The organism is Granulibacter bethesdensis (assembly GCF_001889545.1).
GTDB lineage: Bacteria > Pseudomonadota > Alphaproteobacteria > Acetobacterales > Acetobacteraceae > Granulibacter > Granulibacter bethesdensis_B.
Map to the genome: position 1 here is coordinate 368,823 of NZ_CP018194.1, position 16,025 is coordinate 384,847.

Here is a 16,025-nt window from a genome sequence, read left to right on the forward strand (position 1 = left end):
CGAGAAGTTTTAAGAACACGATCGTAAATTTGATAGTATTTTCCTTATCAGCACAGACCACGCTGCATCGCAGATGTAGAGTGGTCTGCCATATATCGGATAATATATGGTTGTTGGCTGGATAAAACATTTTGTAACTCGGCTGTTGAAACGATTTCTGCAATTGTTGCGTTACAAGCAGGGAAAGGATCATTATTATGGGTAGTGTTAGCAATACGGATCAAATGGTCGGCATTCTGCGCGACACGGTTGTTGCGATGGTGCGTCGTGACGGTCCCGATCTCTCCGCCCGGCAGCTTGGCGTTTTTCTGACCTGCTACATGCAGGACGGCGCACATACAGTGCGTGGACTGGCGCAGGAACTGAATGTTTCCAAGCCGGCCATTACTCGTGCGCTTGATCGGCTGGGTGAGCTGGATTTGGCCCGCCGCAAGGTGGACCCGATGGATCGTCGCAGCGTGCTGGTGCAGCGAACCATGAAAGGCAATGCTTTCCTGCGCGATCTGCGTTCGATCATGGCCGAGGCGGCTGCCCCGCAGCGTCGCGGCAGCAACGAAGGACGACGCGTTGCGAACGGCTGATTGTCGCCCGCTTCCTGCCACCGACCGCTGCCATCAACTGTGATCCGATGGTATGCGGGGCGGGTGCATGTCCGCTTATAAACACATAAAAGCTGACTGATTATGGGGTGATATGGGCAAGGCGGCCTTTTCCATTGGGAAAAGCGTTGCTAGTCTCGTCGCCCCCGCAGCCGGGCGCTCATGCATGGTGCTGTGGGCGCTGGCAGGATTGAAGCAATGAAGTTCAAGGCCGAACGCGCTGTGCTCCTCAAGGCGCTGGCGCATGTTCAAAGCGTGGTCGAGAAGCGGAACACCATTCCGATTCTGGCCAATGTGCTTCTTGAGGTGAAAGACGGTGCCCTTCGTTTCACCGCAACCGATATGGAAATTGCCATTGTCGAGGATGTTCCCGCGGAGGGCCTTCGTGATGGTGCTGTAACGGCTCCGGCTGGTACGCTCTATGAAATTGTCCGCAAGCTGCCTGACGGGGCGGATGTGGAGCTTGATCATCAGGCCGGCGACCAGCAATTGATGCTGAAATCCGGGCGCTATGCCACCAAGCTGGTAGTGTTGCCGACCGATGATTTCCCCAGCATGACCACTGGTGCTCTGCCGCATCAATTCAAGTTGGCAGCCAATGTGCTGAGGGGGTTGATAGACCGTACACGCTTTGCCATCAGCACTGAAGAAACCCGTTACTATCTGAACGGTATTTATTTTCATGCGGCCCAGGGTGGCCCTGATGGAGCAGCCCTTCGTGCTGTGGCGACGGACGGGCATCGTCTGGCGCGTGTCGAGGAACCTTTGCCCGAAGGCGCGCTCGGTATGCCGGGAGTCATCGTGCCACGCAAAACGGTCGCGGAATTGCGCAAGCTGCTGGATGAGGTAACGGATACGGTCGATGTCGCCCTTTCCGATACCCGCATCCAGTTTGTGGCGGGACCAGTTACCCTGACCAGCAAACTGATCGACGGTACGTTCCCGGAATATGAGCGCGTGATCCCCAAAGATAACGACAAGGTTCTGCGGGTGGGGAAAAACGATTTCTCCGCTGCTGTGGCCCGTGTGGCGGCTATTTCTTCCGAACGCTCCCGCCCGGTGAAAATGGCGCTCGACCACAATCTGCTGGTACTCTCCGCTTCCAGCCCGGATCAGGGAACCGCAACGGAGGAACTGGATGGTGACCGCATCCAGTATGAATCCGGGGCGCTGGAGATTGGTTTCCAGGCACGTTATCTGAACGACATCACCGATCAGATTGCCGAGGAAGTTGAGTTCCGCTTTGCCGATGGTTCCGCCCCTACCGTGGTGCAGGATGCGGCGGATTCCAGCGCGCTTTATGTGCTGATGCCGATGCGCGTCTGAGGGGTAACTGCTGGTTATCTCTCTTTCTGCGGCTGAAGCGGCTGCTTTCCCCGGCGTGGAGGGGCCGTTGCCCCATATCCTGACGCTGACGCTGACCAGCTTCCGAAATTATGCCGCGCTGGCATGGTCTCCGCCGCCGGGGCTGGTGGGGGTTGTTGGTCCCAATGGCAGCGGCAAGACCAATTTGCTGGAAGCAATTTCCCTGCTTTCCCCCGGTCGCGGGCTGCGCAATGCCCGCACGGACCAGCTTGCAAGGCAGGGGGAAGGGGGAGATGGCAGTTGGGCAGTGCATGCCCGGATACTGTCTTCAACAGGGCCGGTAGAACTGGCAACCGGTGTGCTCCCGGGCAATGAGCGTCGTCAGGTGCGGATTGATGGCGATGTCATACGGGGTCAGGCTGAGCTGGGCACCCATATCACCACAGTCTGGCTGACCCCTCAGATGGATCGGCTGTTTCAGGAGGGCCCTGCCGGACGTCGGAGATTTCTCGATCGTCTGGTTTACGGGCTGGAACCGGCGCATGCACGGGAAGTCGCGGCTCAGGCGGCGAGTCTTACGGAACGGGCACGGCTGCTGGCCATGCGGGCCGATCCGGCCTGGCTGGCAGCGGTTGAGGATTCCATTGCCCGTCATGCGACGGCGGTGACAGCTTCCCGCCTTGCTTATGTCACACGGTTGAATGATGTCCTGGCTCAGGACGGCGCAGGAGGTTTTCCGTCTGCAAGGCTGGAGCTGAACTGTGCCATTGCCACCCGTCTTTCCTGCCATCCGGCAGTGGAGGTTGAGGACTGGCTGCGTGCCGCCCTGCGTGACAGCCGCGAGACTGACGGGGAGAGTGGCACGCAGGGAATAGGTGCCCATCGCAGCGATCTGCTGATGAAGGATGCGGCAACCGGCCGCTCGGCATCGATTGCCAGTACCGGCCAGCAGAAAGCCCTGCTGATCGGGGTAACTTTGGGCCACGCCGTTCTGTTGCGGAAGGTGAGGGGGCGGGCGCCGGTGATGCTGCTGGATGAGCCCATGACCCATCTGGACGCTGAACGCCGGAAGCTTTTGCTGACGGCATTGCGGGGGCTGGGTGGACAAGGTTTGCTGACAGCGACAGACCGCGATGCATTCGATGCGGATATATCCTGCGTTACCTGCCTGGAGGGATGCCTGCACCCGGCATCCTAGAGGATATGCTCCCCTTTTGGGATTGATGGGGCCGCTTGATGGAGCCAGCCCCGGTTAGGGCTGTCCCTCGTGGTGATAGTCGAGTATAAACAAGCGATTCCCGCGCTTTTCTGGAGCTTTTTGCCGGCATGTCCGATCCTACGCCGTTGCCGTCCGACTCTGATGCTTACGATGCGTCTTCGATTTCCGTGCTTCGGGGGCTTGATGCAGTCAGAAAGCGCCCCGGTATGTATATCGGCGACACTGATGATGGCTCCGGCCTGCATCACATGGCGTTTGAAATTATCGATAATGCGGTGGATGAGGCTCAGGCCGGGTTCGCGAGCGAAGTCACTCTGACCCTGAATGGGGATGGCAGCGTGACTGTGACCGATGACGGACGCGGCATTCCTACGGACATTCACGCCGAGGAAGGCATTTCCGCGGCGGAGGTGGTGCTGACCCGCCTGCATGCGGGCGGTAAGTTCAACCAGAATTCCTACAAGGTTTCCGGCGGTCTGCATGGCGTGGGCGCGGCGGTGGTCAACGCTCTGTCCGAATGGATGGAAGTGCGCATCTGGAGAGAGGGGCGTGAACATTTCATCCGCTTCCGTCATGGCGATGCGGAGGCTCCGTTGGTCGAGATCGGTCCCTCAGCACGTAACTCCGGTACGCAGGTCACGTTCAAGCCGAGCAATCAGACCTTTACCAGGGTCGAATTTGAATTTGCCACTTTGGAACGTCGCTTGCGGGAGCTGGCATTTCTGAATTCCGGCCTCAAGATCGTGCTGCGTGACGAACGTCATGTTCCGGCTCAGGAAAGCGTGTTCTGCTATGAAGGTGGGCTGACCGCTTTCGTCGAATGGCTTGATCGCGGCAAGGTGGCGCTGTTTGATCCGCCGATCAGTGCGGGTGGCTCCGCCAGCGCCGAGCAGGGAGACATCAAGGTCGAATTTTCGCTGGTCTGGAACGACAGTTTCCATGAGACCATGCTGTGCTTCACCAACAATATTCCCCAGCGTGATGGTGGCACGCATCTGGCCGGTTTCCGTCAGGCGCTGACCCGCGTTGTTTCCAAATATGCTGAAGGGCTGGGCAAAAAAGAGCAGCTTGCTTTGGTTGGCGAGGATATGCGGGAAGGCATGACCGCCGTTCTGTCAGTCAAGGTTCCGGACCCGAAATTTTCTTCGCAGACCAAGGAAAAGCTCGTCAGCTCCGAAGTGCAGCCGGTGGTTCATGCAGCCGTCGCGGATGCGATCGGACACTGGTTTGAAACGCATCCCAAGGAAACCCGCTCCATCATTCAGAAGGCGATGGATGCGGCCTCGGCTCGTGAGGCAGCCCGGCGGGCGCGTGAACTGACCCGGCGTAAAGGTGTGCTGGATATTTCTTCGCTGCCTGGCAAGCTTGCCGATTGTCAGGAACGTGATCCTTCCAAATGCGAAATTTTCATCGTCGAGGGTGACAGCGCCGGTGGCTCCGCCAAGCAGGGCCGTGACCGTAAATTTCAGGCGATTCTGCCACTCAAGGGTAAAATCCTCAATGTAGAGCGGGCACGTTTCGATCGTATGCTTGGCAGTGCTGAAATCGGAACGCTGATCACCGCGCTTGGCACCGGTATCGGTCGTGGAGAGCCGGAGCAGGGCGGATTCGATATTGCCAAGCTGCGGTACCATCGCATCGTCATCATGACCGACGCTGATGTGGATGGTAGCCATATCCGTACCCTGTTGCTGACTTTCTTCTTCCGTCAGATGCCGCAGCTTTTCACCAATGGACATCTGTATATCGCCCAGCCGCCTTTGTTTAAGGCCACACGCGGCAAGGATGAGCGCTATCTGAAAGATGAGCGTGCTCTGGAAGAGTATCTTCTTTCCAAGGCACTCAACGAGGCGCAACTGACTCTGGCGGATGGACGGGTGTTTGCCGGTGACGAACTGGCCGAGGAAGTCAACCATCTGCGTGATGTTGCTGCCCGGATGCGCAGGCTGGCCGGTGGTATTCCTCTGGCGCTGCTGGAACAGGCGGTGGTGGCAGGGGCGCTGCGTCCTGATGCTACGCCGGATACCCTGCAAACACTCAGCGCGCGGCTCAATGCTATTTCTCCCGCGTCCGAACGCGGCTGGATCGTCGCTTCGGAAGGCGAGGGGCTGACCATGCGTCGCACAGTACGGGGTGTCGCGGAGCGTCATACACTGGAAGCCACCGCCCTGCGGAGTGCGGAAGCCCGCTGGCTGGCGGAGCGGACCGATCAACTGGCAGCCCGCTATACGCAGCCGGTGAGTCTGGCGCTGGATGCAACCCGGCTGGAGCTTGCCGGACCGGCCTCGGTGCTGGAGCGTATTCTGGCGCATGGGCGCAAGGGTCTTTCCTTCCAGCGCTTTAAAGGGCTGGGCGAGATGAACCCGGAGCAGCTCTGGAGCACCACGCTCGATCCGGCGACCCGCACCCTGTTGCAGGTGAAGGTCGGTGATATCGAAGATGCAGGCCAGATTTTCAGCACGCTGATGGGCGACGTTGTCGAGCCCCGGCGCGATTTCATCGTCGGTAACGCCTTGAAAGTGGCTAATCTGGATGTATGACCGCGCAAAGGTGATCCTGTCGGCACTGGAACGCGTTGTTACGGAGCCGGAATCTCAGTTGGGATTGACGCTGACCGCTGTTGCGGCCGCTGCAAATGCCTGTGGCTTCCTTGCGGTCGGGCGCTTCCTGTCACATATGTCCGGCGTCGTCTCGACCATGGCCTTTCATGCAGCAGCCGGAGAGGTCGAGATTCTTCTGCTGATGGCAGGGGTGTTCGCGCTGTTCGTGGCCGGGGCGGCCTGCTCTGCCATGATCGTCAATGAAGCCGTCCGTAGACGTTATCGGAACGTCTATATCTGGCCGCTGATTCTGGAAGCAATCCTGCTTGCAGCCTATGGAATCGGTTCGACCATGGCGCTGCCGGAGTGGCGTTATGATGTCGTGATCGGTTTCAGCTTCCTGATGGGGCTGCAAAACGCGACGATCACCACAATCTCTGGCGCGCGGATGCGTACCACACATATTACCGGGGTGGTAACCGATATCGGCACTGAAATCGGTCGACTGCTCTATGAGCGGTCAGGACGCCGGGTGATCCCCAGCCTGACCTCCAACCCCTACAAGCTGGTTCTGCTGCTCTGTCTGGTGACATCGTTTTTTCTGGGTGGTGTGCTGGGAGTACTGAGCTTTACCCAGGTTGGGTTACTGACCTGTGTGCCGCTGGCCCTGATCCTTGCCGTCGTGATCATGATCATGCATCGGTATTATCCTAACCGACCGGAGAAATAGGACGCAGGATCGACAGCAGCTTTTTTCCTGCGCTACTGCATCAGCACGGCGTTAATCAGATTATCTCCTGATGCAAGCTTGGTTCCGTCCGATGTGTAGATGTCGAGATATTTGCCGCTGTTGAGAAGATATCGCGTTGCCGTATCGCTGGTGGGATAGGTACGCGTGATGCCTTCCTGCTGACCGATCAACGCAATACGATCATGATCAGGGTCAAAATTTTTGATTGTCAGGGGCCCTGATGCCAGGCTGTTGACCCAGACGGTGTCATCTCCTGCGCCCATCACGATAGAAACGGTACCACCACCCAGGGTTGGTCTGGTGGCTCCAAAACCGATCGAGACAAAATCCCCGGCACTTCCCAGTTGCAGGCTGGCATCTTCATGGCCAAGGAAAATCGCGCTTTTCACGCCGCCACCGACGAAATTCAGAGTCTGATCCTGGTTAAGACCATCGCCAATGACCCAATGGCGATAGGTGCTGTCTCCAGCGGGCTGAAGAGTTGAAGCGTCCGTGCTATAGGAAAGCGTGCCGGCTGAGCCCAAAAATACAAGCTGCTGTCCGGTTCCGCCCGTCAAGGTGTCATTCCCCGTGGACAGGACCGGCACGCTGTAACCGCTGCCTCCGACCAGTTTCATACTGGGACCATTGGCAAAAATAAAACCATCCGCCGATCCTGCATAAACCGTATCGTTGTTGCTGATGACGACATTGGTATGAAGTGTCTGACCATCCATATCAATGGATGCATTGCCGGACGGAGATGCAAACCACCACTGGGTTTTTGCCGTGCTGGCAAGCCCGGTATCGTACAATGTCTGATAGTTGTTGGCGATGGTGACGAATTTTGAACTTGCCATGGAGGCGTCAAAATTCTGGTTGGTATCCCGGGTTATAACAGGATTGGCGATGTCGAGTGTTGCCCCCGTTCCATCGAGGGACTCACTGCCATAGAAATACGAACCAAGACTCCATAGAGACATGTTCATCAGGGATGACGTGTATGATGTATGTTCCAGAGCAAGATTTTTGGCCAGATCTACAACAGCAGAATTCAGGTCGATTGTAATATGATGCAGCGCTCCCTGATCTTCTCCCCATTTCAGATAATCGCCGCCCGCATCAGAGGAGAGTGCATTCCAGGCAAAGGTTGTGCCTGAAAAATATAGACGCCCCCATGACGGTGGTGCACCACGAGAATCTGCCAGTGGGAACTGGAGAAAACCGTTCAGGGTGGGAAGATTGGGATTATAGTTCGCGTTGGATTGGCTGTTAAAAGCGATGGTGAAGGAATTCAGCCCAAAACTTGCACCTGGTCCGTGACCATTCTGGAAAATCTCGGACAGGCGTTCTTCAGAAGAAAAAGTAATTTGCTTGTTGAAAGTGTAGTCTGATGCAGCATTAAGCGAGGTCGACAAAAACAGATTGCGGCCTCCCGGCGATGTGTCGCCAATATTGGCGGAGGAACCGTCCCGCCCGTCTATTGTCGTGATACGATACGTCCATTGATCAGGCGCACCATAGACGGACAGCGCCATTGTCGCGTCCTCGTTGGCCCATGTGTAATCAGCGGTTCCCAGAATATTGTCGGTATAAAGCGGGTTTTCGGTGGTATAGATCGCAGGATTCAGAAAGCTCTGGGAATGCCACTGCATGATGTTCCACTGAGAATTTACAGCATAGGGAAGATCAGGTGGATTCGCGTAATATCCTGCCCTGCCATTGTCGACAGAGCCGGTATTGAACCTGAAGCGGGGGGAAAGGAGACTTGGATTATTGAAAGCCGATATTTTGGGCATAAAAGAGGCTTTCTTACAAAAGTAGAAACATTACGTATCAATCATCATTTATTGATGATATTAACATATAAAACTTACAGTTGATAAATCAACTTGTTTTTCAAAAAACTTCAAAGAATAGATTCCTTTATTTATGAAAAAAATCTGTAAATTTATGATTTATAGTATATAACAAATATTGTTATACTTTATGGTAGTATAACTTTGTTTGTTAAATTGAATCAAAATATTATTTTTGAACAATTGAAAAGATGTTATATTATTTGTGATATTTATAAAAATTTGTAGAAAAATGAATATTATCGCAATAACAAGAGTATTTATTGAAGATTATATTATTGAATTATTTGTGTGCTATCATTCAATTTTCTTTAACAATATTACTTGAAAATTTGTAAAATTCTGCATTGATTTGTATTTAATCATAAATAATAGATTTCTTTTCAAGAAGAATAATATTAAATACATCATTTTTAAATATTATTAATATATATAACGTTCAGTTGAAAATGAAATTGTCAATGAATATATGTTCAATTCTTAATTGATTATCTACATTGATACAGATTGATTTATAGAAATAAGAAATATTGAAAATATTTTTTGCATAACAATAAAAAGAAGAAAAATAAAGAAAATTATCTGCTCATTGTGAGATTTTTTATAAAAATAGAGAAAGTAATATTAAGAGCACGCATTCTGTCATCAGACAAATTTTTTTTGATGAAAGCAGCAGGAAATAACTATTTTTCAATTTCCTGCTGCTGAACAAAAATGGTTTTATGCCTGAAAGAAATCCAGACCCGTCGGGTGGCCAGATAATCGGTTCCCAGCAGCATATCGCCACCGGGAAGTGTGATATCGCCCACGGCGATGGACTGGTTCAGGAATTCCTCTCTGCCGACGGTCAGTCTGTTAAAGGCATGACGATAAATGGAGATCGGATGCATATCCATGCCTGAGCCATGATTCAGCACATCATCAGGGTGGAGGGTTTCTCCCGCCTTGTGTGTGCTGGCCAAGGTGATGACGGATATGGAGGCTCCACTATCAAGAATAGCCGTCAGAGACGTGTCATTAACGTACACCGGCAGTCGAACCAGTGCGTTCTGCCAGTCGGTGTGCAGGGGCAAGGCGGCATATTTACCTTTCCATGGCAGAAAAGCGCCGCTGCATGCTTCGCTGTCGTAAAGATCCAGCGTGCGATGAGGAATATCGAGCGCAATGTCATATTGGCCCAGTATATCAAGGCCCAGCAGGCCCACCGCCGGGGAGGCGGTACCCTCGATATCCGGAACACCTGCGACCGCCAGACTGATATCATGTATGCGGGCCTGACCAAGTTGCAATGTATGCAACTGAACATTGGCATGGCTGTACAAACCACCTACGCCCTGGATGATGGAGGACTGGGTCGGATCAGGCGCCAGATGCAGTTTCTGGATGGCATTGACGGCAATGACGGTTGCGGCTGCACCCGTATCCACGATCATCGTTGCTGGCTGATCATCAATGATGACTGGCACCGCGAAAAGATGCCCATAAGGGATCAGCGTCAGATGGGCATGGCGCGTCAGCTGACAACGGGATTCAGCTGAGGCGTCGCAGGCGGACAGTAATAAGGGCAGCAGCAGCCACCCTTTACGCCGCATGCTGATAGCTTTCAGCAAGGGGCTGATCAGGCTCTGTGCTGTGTAACGCAGGGTGTGGCTCCACATGATCAGGACTGGTCGGGAACAAACCGCCTGACCAGATCAGACAGATGCCCGATTTCCTCCAGCTTCAGCCCTTCTGGCGGGGAGGGACGATTTTTGCCGCGTGCTACCCGGCGCGGTCGGCAGGCAGCTTCGAAGCCAAGTTTGGCGGCTTCTTTCAGCCGTGCTTCCGTCTGCGGTACTTGCCTGATTTCGCCGGACAGGCCGACTTCTCCAAAGAAGACTTCGTTGGCTGCGACGGGTTGTTCTGTTGCGGCCGAGATCAGGGCCGCGGCAACGGCCAGATCGGCGGCTGGTTCAGTGATGCGCAGCCCGCCTGCGATGTTCAGATAGACGTCGTTTTGAGCCAGTTTCAGCCCGCATCGCGCTTCCAGAACCGCCAGCAGCATGCCCAGTCTTGCACTGTCCCAGCCGACCACAGCCCGGCGCGGAGATCCGCCCGCATTGGGGGCCAGCAGGGCCTGCACCTCCAGCAGGACCGGGCGGGAGCCTTCCATCCCTGCAAAAACCGCGCTGCCCGCGATATTGCCGCGTCGCTCGGCCAGAAACAGGGCGGATGGATTGGCGACCTCGGCCAGACCCAGATCGGTCATTTCGAACACGCCAATTTCGTCCGTGGCACCGAAACGGTTTTTGACACCGCGCAGAATACGGAACTGATGGCCCCGATCACCTTCGAAATACAGGACGGCATCCACCATGTGCTCCAGCACGCGCGGTCCGGCAATGGCCCCTTCCTTGGTGACATGGCCGACCAGGACCAAGGCAAAGCCGACGCTTTTGGCCAGACGGATCAGCTCGAAACCGCAGGCGCGGACCTGCGCCACGGTGCCGGGGGCGCTGTCCAGACTGTCCAGCCACATGGTCTGGATCGAATCGATGACCACCAGCGCCGCATCACGGGCTGTTTCCAGCGTGGCGGCGATATCACGCACATGGCCGCTGGCAGCGAGTTCCAGCGGTGCATCGGCCAGATGCAGGCGGCGTGCCCGCAGACGTACCTGTTCCACCGCTTCTTCACCGGAGACATAAAGCGCTCTGCCGCCTGCCCGGGCCAGCGCCGCCGCGGCCTGCAACATGAGGGTGGATTTGCCGATGCCGGGATCACCCCCCACCAGAATGACAGAGCCAGCAACCAGACCGCCCCCCAACACACGATCCAGCTCCTCAATCCCGGTTGCAATGCGGGGGGGAGGGGCGGCATCCGCGCCACTGGCGGGCAGATTGACGAAAGCCAGCTTGCGCCCCGGCGTGACCCGCACCGGAGCCGAGGAGGGCGCTTCCTCAACAATGCTGTTCCATTCGCCACAGGCTTCGCAGCGTCCGGCCCATTTGGGGTAAACGGCTCCGCAGGCCTGACATACATAGCGGGCGCGATCTTTGACCATCCCCGATCAGAAACAGGTGGATGGCATCATCGTCAAGCCGCCATTCTGAAAGCTGGAGCTCTGGGTGGAGGCTTGCTATGCCCCTGCTGTGCCCCAAATCCGATCCAATGCCTCTCGCTCTGCCCGTGGTCCGCTGGTTGCGGTCGTCCTGCCGGGCAATGAACGTTTCCAGCCTTCAGCCGCAGGCGCGATTGCCTTGTTGCAGGCTCAGTTGGCACCGCACGCCTACCATACCCGGCCGGTTATTTTCGCGACGGGACCGAAGCAGGAGGCAGCCTTTCCCGGCATTCCATTCTGGCCGATCCGTCCTTTGCCATTGCCGATTCCCCGCTCCGCGCGCTATTTTCAGGCACTGAAAGTGGCTTTGGCGCAGGCTCAGCCTGATCTGATCGAAGTGCATAACAGGCCGCGCCTTGCGATTGCCCTGGCAAGGCGCTTTCCGGACTGTCCGGTGAGTCTGTTCCTGCACAACGACCCTACCACCATGAAAGGCGCTCGTACGGTCGAAAAGCGGATCAGGCTCAGCCGCATGCTGGCCGGGGTAACGGTGGTCTCCGCCTTTCTGCGGGATCGCTATATGAGTGGCCACGCGGATATGACCGCTCCGGAGGTTCAGCCCAACTGCCTTGATCTGGCCGCCCTGCCACCCTCTCTGCCGCCGGAGCAGCGGGAAAAGCTGATCCTGTTTGCCGGCAGGCTGGTGGAGGAAAAAGGTGCTGACCGTTTTGTGGCGGCCTGCCGCGCCGTCTTGCCGCAGAGGCCGGGATGGAGGGCCATGATGATCGGCGCGTCCCGTCTGCGGCCGGGGGAGGATCTTCCCTATGCACGCAGTGTGCGGGCGGAGGCAGAGGCGGCAGGTATCACGGTCGATGGCTATCAGCCGCATGGTGCGGTGTTGGCGGCCATGGCGCGGGCAGCCATTCTGGTTGTGCCGAGCATCTGGGAGGAACCGTTCGGTCTGGTGGCGCTGGAGGGCATGGCCTGCGGGGCTGCTGTCCTGTCCAGCAACCGGGGTGGTCTTCCGGAAGTCACCGGCGATGCTGCGATCCTGATCGACCCGGAACAGCCGGAGCAATTTGAGTCTTCTCTCCTGGCTCTGACCAGTGATGATGCGCGCCGGGCCGCCCTGTCGGAAGCCGGACGGGCGCAGGCGGTGAAATTTGACGCAGCTTTGGCCGCGGCCCGGTTGGATGCGCTGCGCCTGAAAACCATCAGCGGCTGGGGGCAGCGCTGAGATTGGTCAGCCCGGCCTGATTGCGGGCAGAGCGGCCAGCACGTCTTCCGGCGGCAGGGTGGAAAGATCATCCCGTTTGATCCAGCAGGCTCCGTTTCCCCATGGCGCGGAAATGACCGGGTCGGTATGTGCCGACATCAGCATCAGGGTCGGTGTATCAAGGGCGGAGGCAAGGAAAGTCGCACCGGTATCATTCCCGACAGCCACTGCGCTGCGCCGCGCTACCGCCGCGAGAGCAGGCAGGGATGTGCGGCCAGCAAGATCAATCAGAGCCGGAAATTGCTGCCGGATAGCACGAATGGCATCCCGATCCGCCCCTGTTCCCACTGCGACGGAGGCCAGTCCCTGTCGCTCCAGGGCCGTGGCCAGCGCGGCATAGCCCGGTGCAGGCCAGCGTTTCCATGGCAGATGCGCAGAGCAGCCGGGAATCAGCAGGGCAAAGCGTGATGGCAGTGCCAAGGCATCAATATTCGCATCCAGCCAGTCCATCGGTGCTGGCGCAGGCGGAGGTAATCCGGCGGTGCGGAGCTGTGCCGCCATTTTATCCCGGTTGGAGAATGTGCCGGTGGAAAAATCCGGATTGGGATGAGACGCTCCCCGTGCCGCACCGATCCATTCGGGTCGCTCGTGATGAGGAATCAGCGCGAAGTAGCGCGCCGTCCGGCTGGAGCACTGTAAATCATACACGCGCTGAAACCGCATCCGGCGGAACCATTGCCGCCGTGACAGCAGGGCATCCAGCCGCCACCATGCCGGGCGCGGATCGAAGGTGATGTCATCGAACCACGGAATCAGGCTGGTCAGCCCGCGATAGGCTGGTGCAGTCAGTAAGGTAATCCGGGCGGCAGGATGATGAAGCCGGATGGCATGAAATGCATCCAGCGCCTGCACCAGATCGCCGAACGCACCATGCTTGATGACCAGAATCCGTTCCATCACTGTCGCGTGTGGCTAGACCGTGAACTGCTCGGCGATGATCCGCTCGGACAGGTTGTGGTCCGGATCGAACAGGACGGTCAGCGACATGGAGCGATCTTCGCTGACCGTGACGGAGACGACGTCCCGGACTTCGCGTGAATCGGCAACCGCAGCAACGGGGCGTTTGTCAGCCTCCAGCACCTCGAACACGACATGAGCATCGCAGGGCAGCAGCGCACCGCGCCAGCGACGGGGGCGGAACGCGCTGATCGGCGTCAATGGCAGCAGATTGGCCGAGAGTGGTACGATTGGCCCGTGGGCTGACAGATTATAGGCGGTGGAGCCAGCCGGGGTTGAAACCAGCACGCCATCGCAGATCAATTCCTCCAGCCGTACCCGACCATCGACCAGAATGCGGATTTTGGCGGTCTGGCTGCGTTGCCGCAACAGGGAGACCTCATTGATCGCCACCGCTTCCTCCACGGTGCCGTCCCGCGTGACAGCCCGCATGCGCAGCGGATGCAGATGAGCCGCGTGAGACTTACGAAGGCGTTCCGGCAGGCTGGATTCCTGAGCCGGATTCATCAGGAACCCGACCGATCCGCAGTTCATGCCATAGACTGGCAGGTCTTTCCCCATGACATGATGCAGTGTCTCCAGCATGAAGCCATCACCGCCCAGCGCCACCACGCAGACGGCCTCTTCCAGCGGGCAATCTCCATACTGGGCGACCAGCCGCGCCCGGAACTCCTCGGCCAGCGAGGTTGGTGCAGCCTGGAAAGCGATCCGCCCGGGGGCTGCCTCGGCTGCACGGCAGCTGAAAGCGGCCTCCGGCATCAGCGGGGCGGAAGAAAGCGGGCGGGGACTCAAGCCAGAACCCGATGCGTCAGGACCGGCATGGATTGGCGGACCCGTGCGCTCAGGGCTGTGTCGATCCGCGTGGTTGCCCAACCCATGCCATCAGACACGCGGGCCACCACCATGCCCCACGGATCGGCGATCATGGAGTTGCCATAGGTGAAGCGTGGCTCTCCTTTTTCTTCATGCCGGCCATAGGTGCCGGATGCAGCCAGCCAGCACTGGGTTTCAATGGCGCGGGCACGGATCAGGGTTTCCCAGTGATCCTTACCGGTCAGAAGGGTAAAGGCGGCTGGCAGCATGATCAGATCTGCGCCCTGTCGTCGTAGGGCCAGAAACAGTTCCGGAAAACGCACATCATAGCAGATCGCACATCCCACGGTCAGCGGACCGGCGCGATAGGTGACGATCTCCCGTCCTGCGCCATAGGTGGCGCTTTCCAGATACCCCACTCCGTCCGAAGTCTGAACGTCGAACAGATGAATTTTGCGATAACGGGCCAGCTCCTGTCCTTCAGGATTGAAAGCGAGTGTGGTGTTGAACAGGCGTTCTTCCGATCCTGCCGGATCACGCTCGCCGATGGAGCCGCCATGCAGATAGATGCCGTGACGACGGGCTGTATCGCGCAGAAAGGCATAGGCCGGGCCAGCCTCCGCATCGCTGCCGGGTGCGGGCAGGTATTCCGCCTGAGCGAATTTATCCACCCGTTCCCCCCCCAGACAGGCCCACATTTCCGGCAGCAGCACCATTTCCGGCCGTTCTGCTGCGACGGCAGCCTCGATCAATGTGGCCGCCTGCGCGATATTGGCAGCCCGGTCATGGCCGGGATTCATCTGGATGACGGTGATGCGCATGGGCAGGTTTCTTCCCGGCTCTGTGTAAGAGGCGCCTTTTATAGCGGCAAACAGTTCGGGCTCACTCCCGGTCGAAGCGCGGCTCTGATCTGCTGAAACGGGTTGCCCCGTCCCGTGGTCGGCTGCTCTGGCGGGGTGTCCGCATATCATCCACCCGTCGCCGGGACTCTCCACGCATCGGGGGCAAATCATCCCCATAGGTGGGTGCGTCATAGGCCGAGGGAGGGAAATACTCGGCTTCCTGTGGCGCTGGCGGAATTGGCGGACGCGTGTAGGCAGGGCGATCCGGCTCCTTTCGGGTCACGGGAGGAGACAGATAGTTCAGCGCCATGTCGTCATACTGTCCGCGTATCGGCTCGGGCAGGCGCAGGGTGAGAGCACGAATTTCCCCCTGTATCTCGTCCAGTCGGGCTTCCAGATTATCCAGCCGGCTTTTGACGCCGAAAACGCTGAACGGCATCAGCAGAAAAACCAGCATATACAGCAGCGCCGGGACCAGAACCGCGAAGGTCAGCCAGGAAGGAGCCCAGTCGGGCAGGGAAAAAGGTATCGTCATGCGGTTGAATGTATCTGGAAATCAACCGTCATTGCACCTCGTTTCAGAGGGGCTTACAGGTTTTTACGCTCTTGATGAACGCCGCGCCGGCTACTGGTGGGTCAGTTTCTCTACAAGCTGACGCAGTTCGTCGGGAAGCGGCTCTTCCAGAACACTGGCCAGACTGCCCTTGAGAGAGCGGCTGACCCATAGATCAAGGACATCCTGGGCCATTTTCGGTTTCCTGACACCACCCGAGGGGCGGGTAGTGCCTCCTTGCTGTAAAGGGTAGTGTGCCATCATAGGGTGATAAGTGCTGCCGATACAGTCG

The 16,025-nt window shown here is 57.3% G+C and carries 14 protein-coding genes; 6 read left to right on the forward strand and 8 right to left on the reverse strand.

Features of this window, described 5'->3' with window-relative positions; genetic code table 11:
- Positions 1-197: 197 nt before the first annotated feature.
- The 5 genes from GbCGDNIH8_RS01625 to GbCGDNIH8_RS01645 all read left to right on the forward strand — a co-directional run bounded on the left by GbCGDNIH8_RS01625 (position 198) and on the right by GbCGDNIH8_RS01645 (position 6,393).
- Positions 198-581: a MarR family transcriptional regulator gene (locus tag GbCGDNIH8_RS01625; RefSeq protein ID WP_072571858.1), complete on the forward strand. Its 384-nt coding sequence runs from the start codon at positions 198-200 to the stop codon at positions 579-581.
- A gap of 216 nt (positions 582-797) precedes the next feature.
- Complete coding sequence (gene dnaN / locus GbCGDNIH8_RS01630; protein ID WP_072571859.1) at positions 798-1,925, forward strand: DNA polymerase III subunit beta; 1,128 nt, start codon at positions 798-800, stop codon at positions 1,923-1,925.
- Positions 1,926-1,992: 67 nt separating this feature from the next.
- Complete coding sequence (recF, locus tag GbCGDNIH8_RS01635; protein ID WP_253736072.1) at positions 1,993-3,102, forward strand: DNA replication/repair protein RecF; 1,110 nt, start codon at positions 1,993-1,995, stop codon at positions 3,100-3,102.
- A 128-nt stretch (positions 3,103-3,230) separates the two neighbouring features.
- Positions 3,231-5,663, forward strand: a complete 2,433-nt coding sequence (gyrB, locus tag GbCGDNIH8_RS01640) for a DNA topoisomerase (ATP-hydrolyzing) subunit B (protein ID WP_072571861.1) — start codon at positions 3,231-3,233, stop codon at positions 5,661-5,663.
- Complete coding sequence (locus tag GbCGDNIH8_RS01645; RefSeq protein WP_081368780.1) at positions 5,656-6,393, forward strand: YoaK family protein; 738 nt, start codon at positions 5,656-5,658, stop codon at positions 6,391-6,393. The genes gyrB and GbCGDNIH8_RS01645 overlap by 8 nt, the downstream gene beginning before the upstream one ends.
- A 32-nt stretch (positions 6,394-6,425) precedes the next feature.
- On the opposite strand, the gene GbCGDNIH8_RS01650 is transcribed toward GbCGDNIH8_RS01645, so the two are convergent.
- The 3 genes from GbCGDNIH8_RS01650 to radA all read right to left on the reverse strand — a co-directional run bounded on the left by GbCGDNIH8_RS01650 (position 6,426) and on the right by radA (position 11,295).
- The gene (locus GbCGDNIH8_RS01650; RefSeq protein WP_072612670.1) at positions 6,426-8,048 is read right to left on the reverse strand and encodes a hypothetical protein; all 1,623 of its coding nucleotides are present in this window, start codon (positions 8,046-8,048) and stop codon (positions 6,426-6,428) included.
- An 887-nt stretch (positions 8,049-8,935) separates the two neighbouring features.
- The gene (locus GbCGDNIH8_RS01655; protein WP_072571863.1) at positions 8,936-9,910 is read right to left on the reverse strand and encodes a retroviral-like aspartic protease family protein; all 975 of its coding nucleotides are present in this window, start codon (positions 9,908-9,910) and stop codon (positions 8,936-8,938) included.
- A gap of 2 nt (positions 9,911-9,912) precedes the next feature.
- The gene (radA, locus tag GbCGDNIH8_RS01660; RefSeq protein WP_072571864.1) at positions 9,913-11,295 is read right to left on the reverse strand and encodes a DNA repair protein RadA; all 1,383 of its coding nucleotides are present in this window, start codon (positions 11,293-11,295) and stop codon (positions 9,913-9,915) included.
- 88 nt (positions 11,296-11,383) lie between these two features.
- Between radA and GbCGDNIH8_RS01665 the strand changes: the two genes are divergently transcribed.
- A complete protein-coding gene (locus GbCGDNIH8_RS01665; protein WP_172822878.1) occupies positions 11,384-12,529 on the forward strand; it encodes a glycosyltransferase family 4 protein in 1,146 nt (381 codons plus the stop codon).
- Positions 12,530-12,535: 6 nt separating this feature from the next.
- Here GbCGDNIH8_RS01665 and GbCGDNIH8_RS01670 read toward each other — a convergent pair whose 3' ends face one another.
- The 5 genes from GbCGDNIH8_RS01670 to GbCGDNIH8_RS13235 form a co-directional block, all read right to left on the reverse strand.
- Positions 12,536-13,465, reverse strand: coding sequence for a glycosyltransferase family 9 protein (locus GbCGDNIH8_RS01670; RefSeq protein ID WP_072571865.1), 930 nt, complete (start codon positions 13,463-13,465; stop codon positions 12,536-12,538).
- A gap of 15 nt (positions 13,466-13,480) precedes the next feature.
- Positions 13,481-14,284 (reverse strand): NAD kinase, encoded by an 804-nt coding sequence (locus GbCGDNIH8_RS01675; RefSeq protein ID WP_072573518.1) that lies wholly within the window; start codon positions 14,282-14,284, stop codon positions 13,481-13,483.
- A 29-nt stretch (positions 14,285-14,313) separates the two neighbouring features.
- Complete coding sequence (locus tag GbCGDNIH8_RS01680) at positions 14,314-15,159, reverse strand: carbon-nitrogen hydrolase family protein (RefSeq protein WP_072571866.1); 846 nt, start codon at positions 15,157-15,159, stop codon at positions 14,314-14,316.
- Between the two features lie 61 nt (positions 15,160-15,220).
- A complete protein-coding gene (locus tag GbCGDNIH8_RS01685; protein ID WP_072571867.1) occupies positions 15,221-15,715 on the reverse strand; it encodes a hypothetical protein in 495 nt (164 codons plus the stop codon).
- Positions 15,716-15,805: 90 nt separating this feature from the next.
- A complete protein-coding gene (locus GbCGDNIH8_RS13235) occupies positions 15,806-15,928 on the reverse strand; it encodes a hypothetical protein (RefSeq protein ID WP_257786266.1) in 123 nt (40 codons plus the stop codon).
- Between the last annotated feature and the right edge of the window lie 97 nt (positions 15,929-16,025).

Bases quoted from the DNA above. Each gene is read 5' to 3' on its own strand.
- GbCGDNIH8_RS01625 (WP_072571858.1), top strand. From the start codon at position 198: ATGGGTAGTGTTAGCAATACGGATCAAATGGTCGGCATTCTGCGCGAC.
- dnaN (WP_072571859.1), top strand. From the start codon at position 798: ATGAAGTTCAAGGCCGAACGCGCTGTGCTCCTCAAGGCGCTGGCGCAT.
- gyrB (WP_072571861.1), top strand. From the start codon at position 3,231: ATGTCCGATCCTACGCCGTTGCCGTCCGACTCTGATGCTTACGATGCG.
- GbCGDNIH8_RS01645 (WP_081368780.1), top strand. From the start codon at position 5,656: ATGTATGACCGCGCAAAGGTGATCCTGTCGGCACTGGAACGCGTTGTT.
- GbCGDNIH8_RS01650 (WP_072612670.1), bottom strand. From the start codon at position 8,048: ATGCAGTGGCATTCCCAGAGCTTTCTGAATCCTGCGATCTATACCACC.
- GbCGDNIH8_RS01655 (WP_072571863.1), bottom strand. From the start codon at position 9,910: ATGTGGAGCCACACCCTGCGTTACACAGCACAGAGCCTGATCAGCCCC.
- radA (WP_072571864.1), bottom strand. From the start codon at position 11,295: ATGGTCAAAGATCGCGCCCGCTATGTATGTCAGGCCTGCGGAGCCGTT.
- GbCGDNIH8_RS01670 (WP_072571865.1), bottom strand. From the start codon at position 13,465: ATGGAACGGATTCTGGTCATCAAGCATGGTGCGTTCGGCGATCTGGTG.
- GbCGDNIH8_RS01675 (WP_072573518.1), bottom strand. From the start codon at position 14,284: ATGCCGGAGGCCGCTTTCAGCTGCCGTGCAGCCGAGGCAGCCCCCGGG.
- GbCGDNIH8_RS01680 (WP_072571866.1), bottom strand. From the start codon at position 15,159: ATGCGCATCACCGTCATCCAGATGAATCCCGGCCATGACCGGGCTGCC.
- GbCGDNIH8_RS01685 (WP_072571867.1), bottom strand. From the start codon at position 15,715: ATGACGATACCTTTTTCCCTGCCCGACTGGGCTCCTTCCTGGCTGACC.
- GbCGDNIH8_RS13235 (WP_257786266.1), bottom strand. From the start codon at position 15,928: ATGGCCCAGGATGTCCTTGATCTATGGGTCAGCCGCTCTCTCAAGGGC.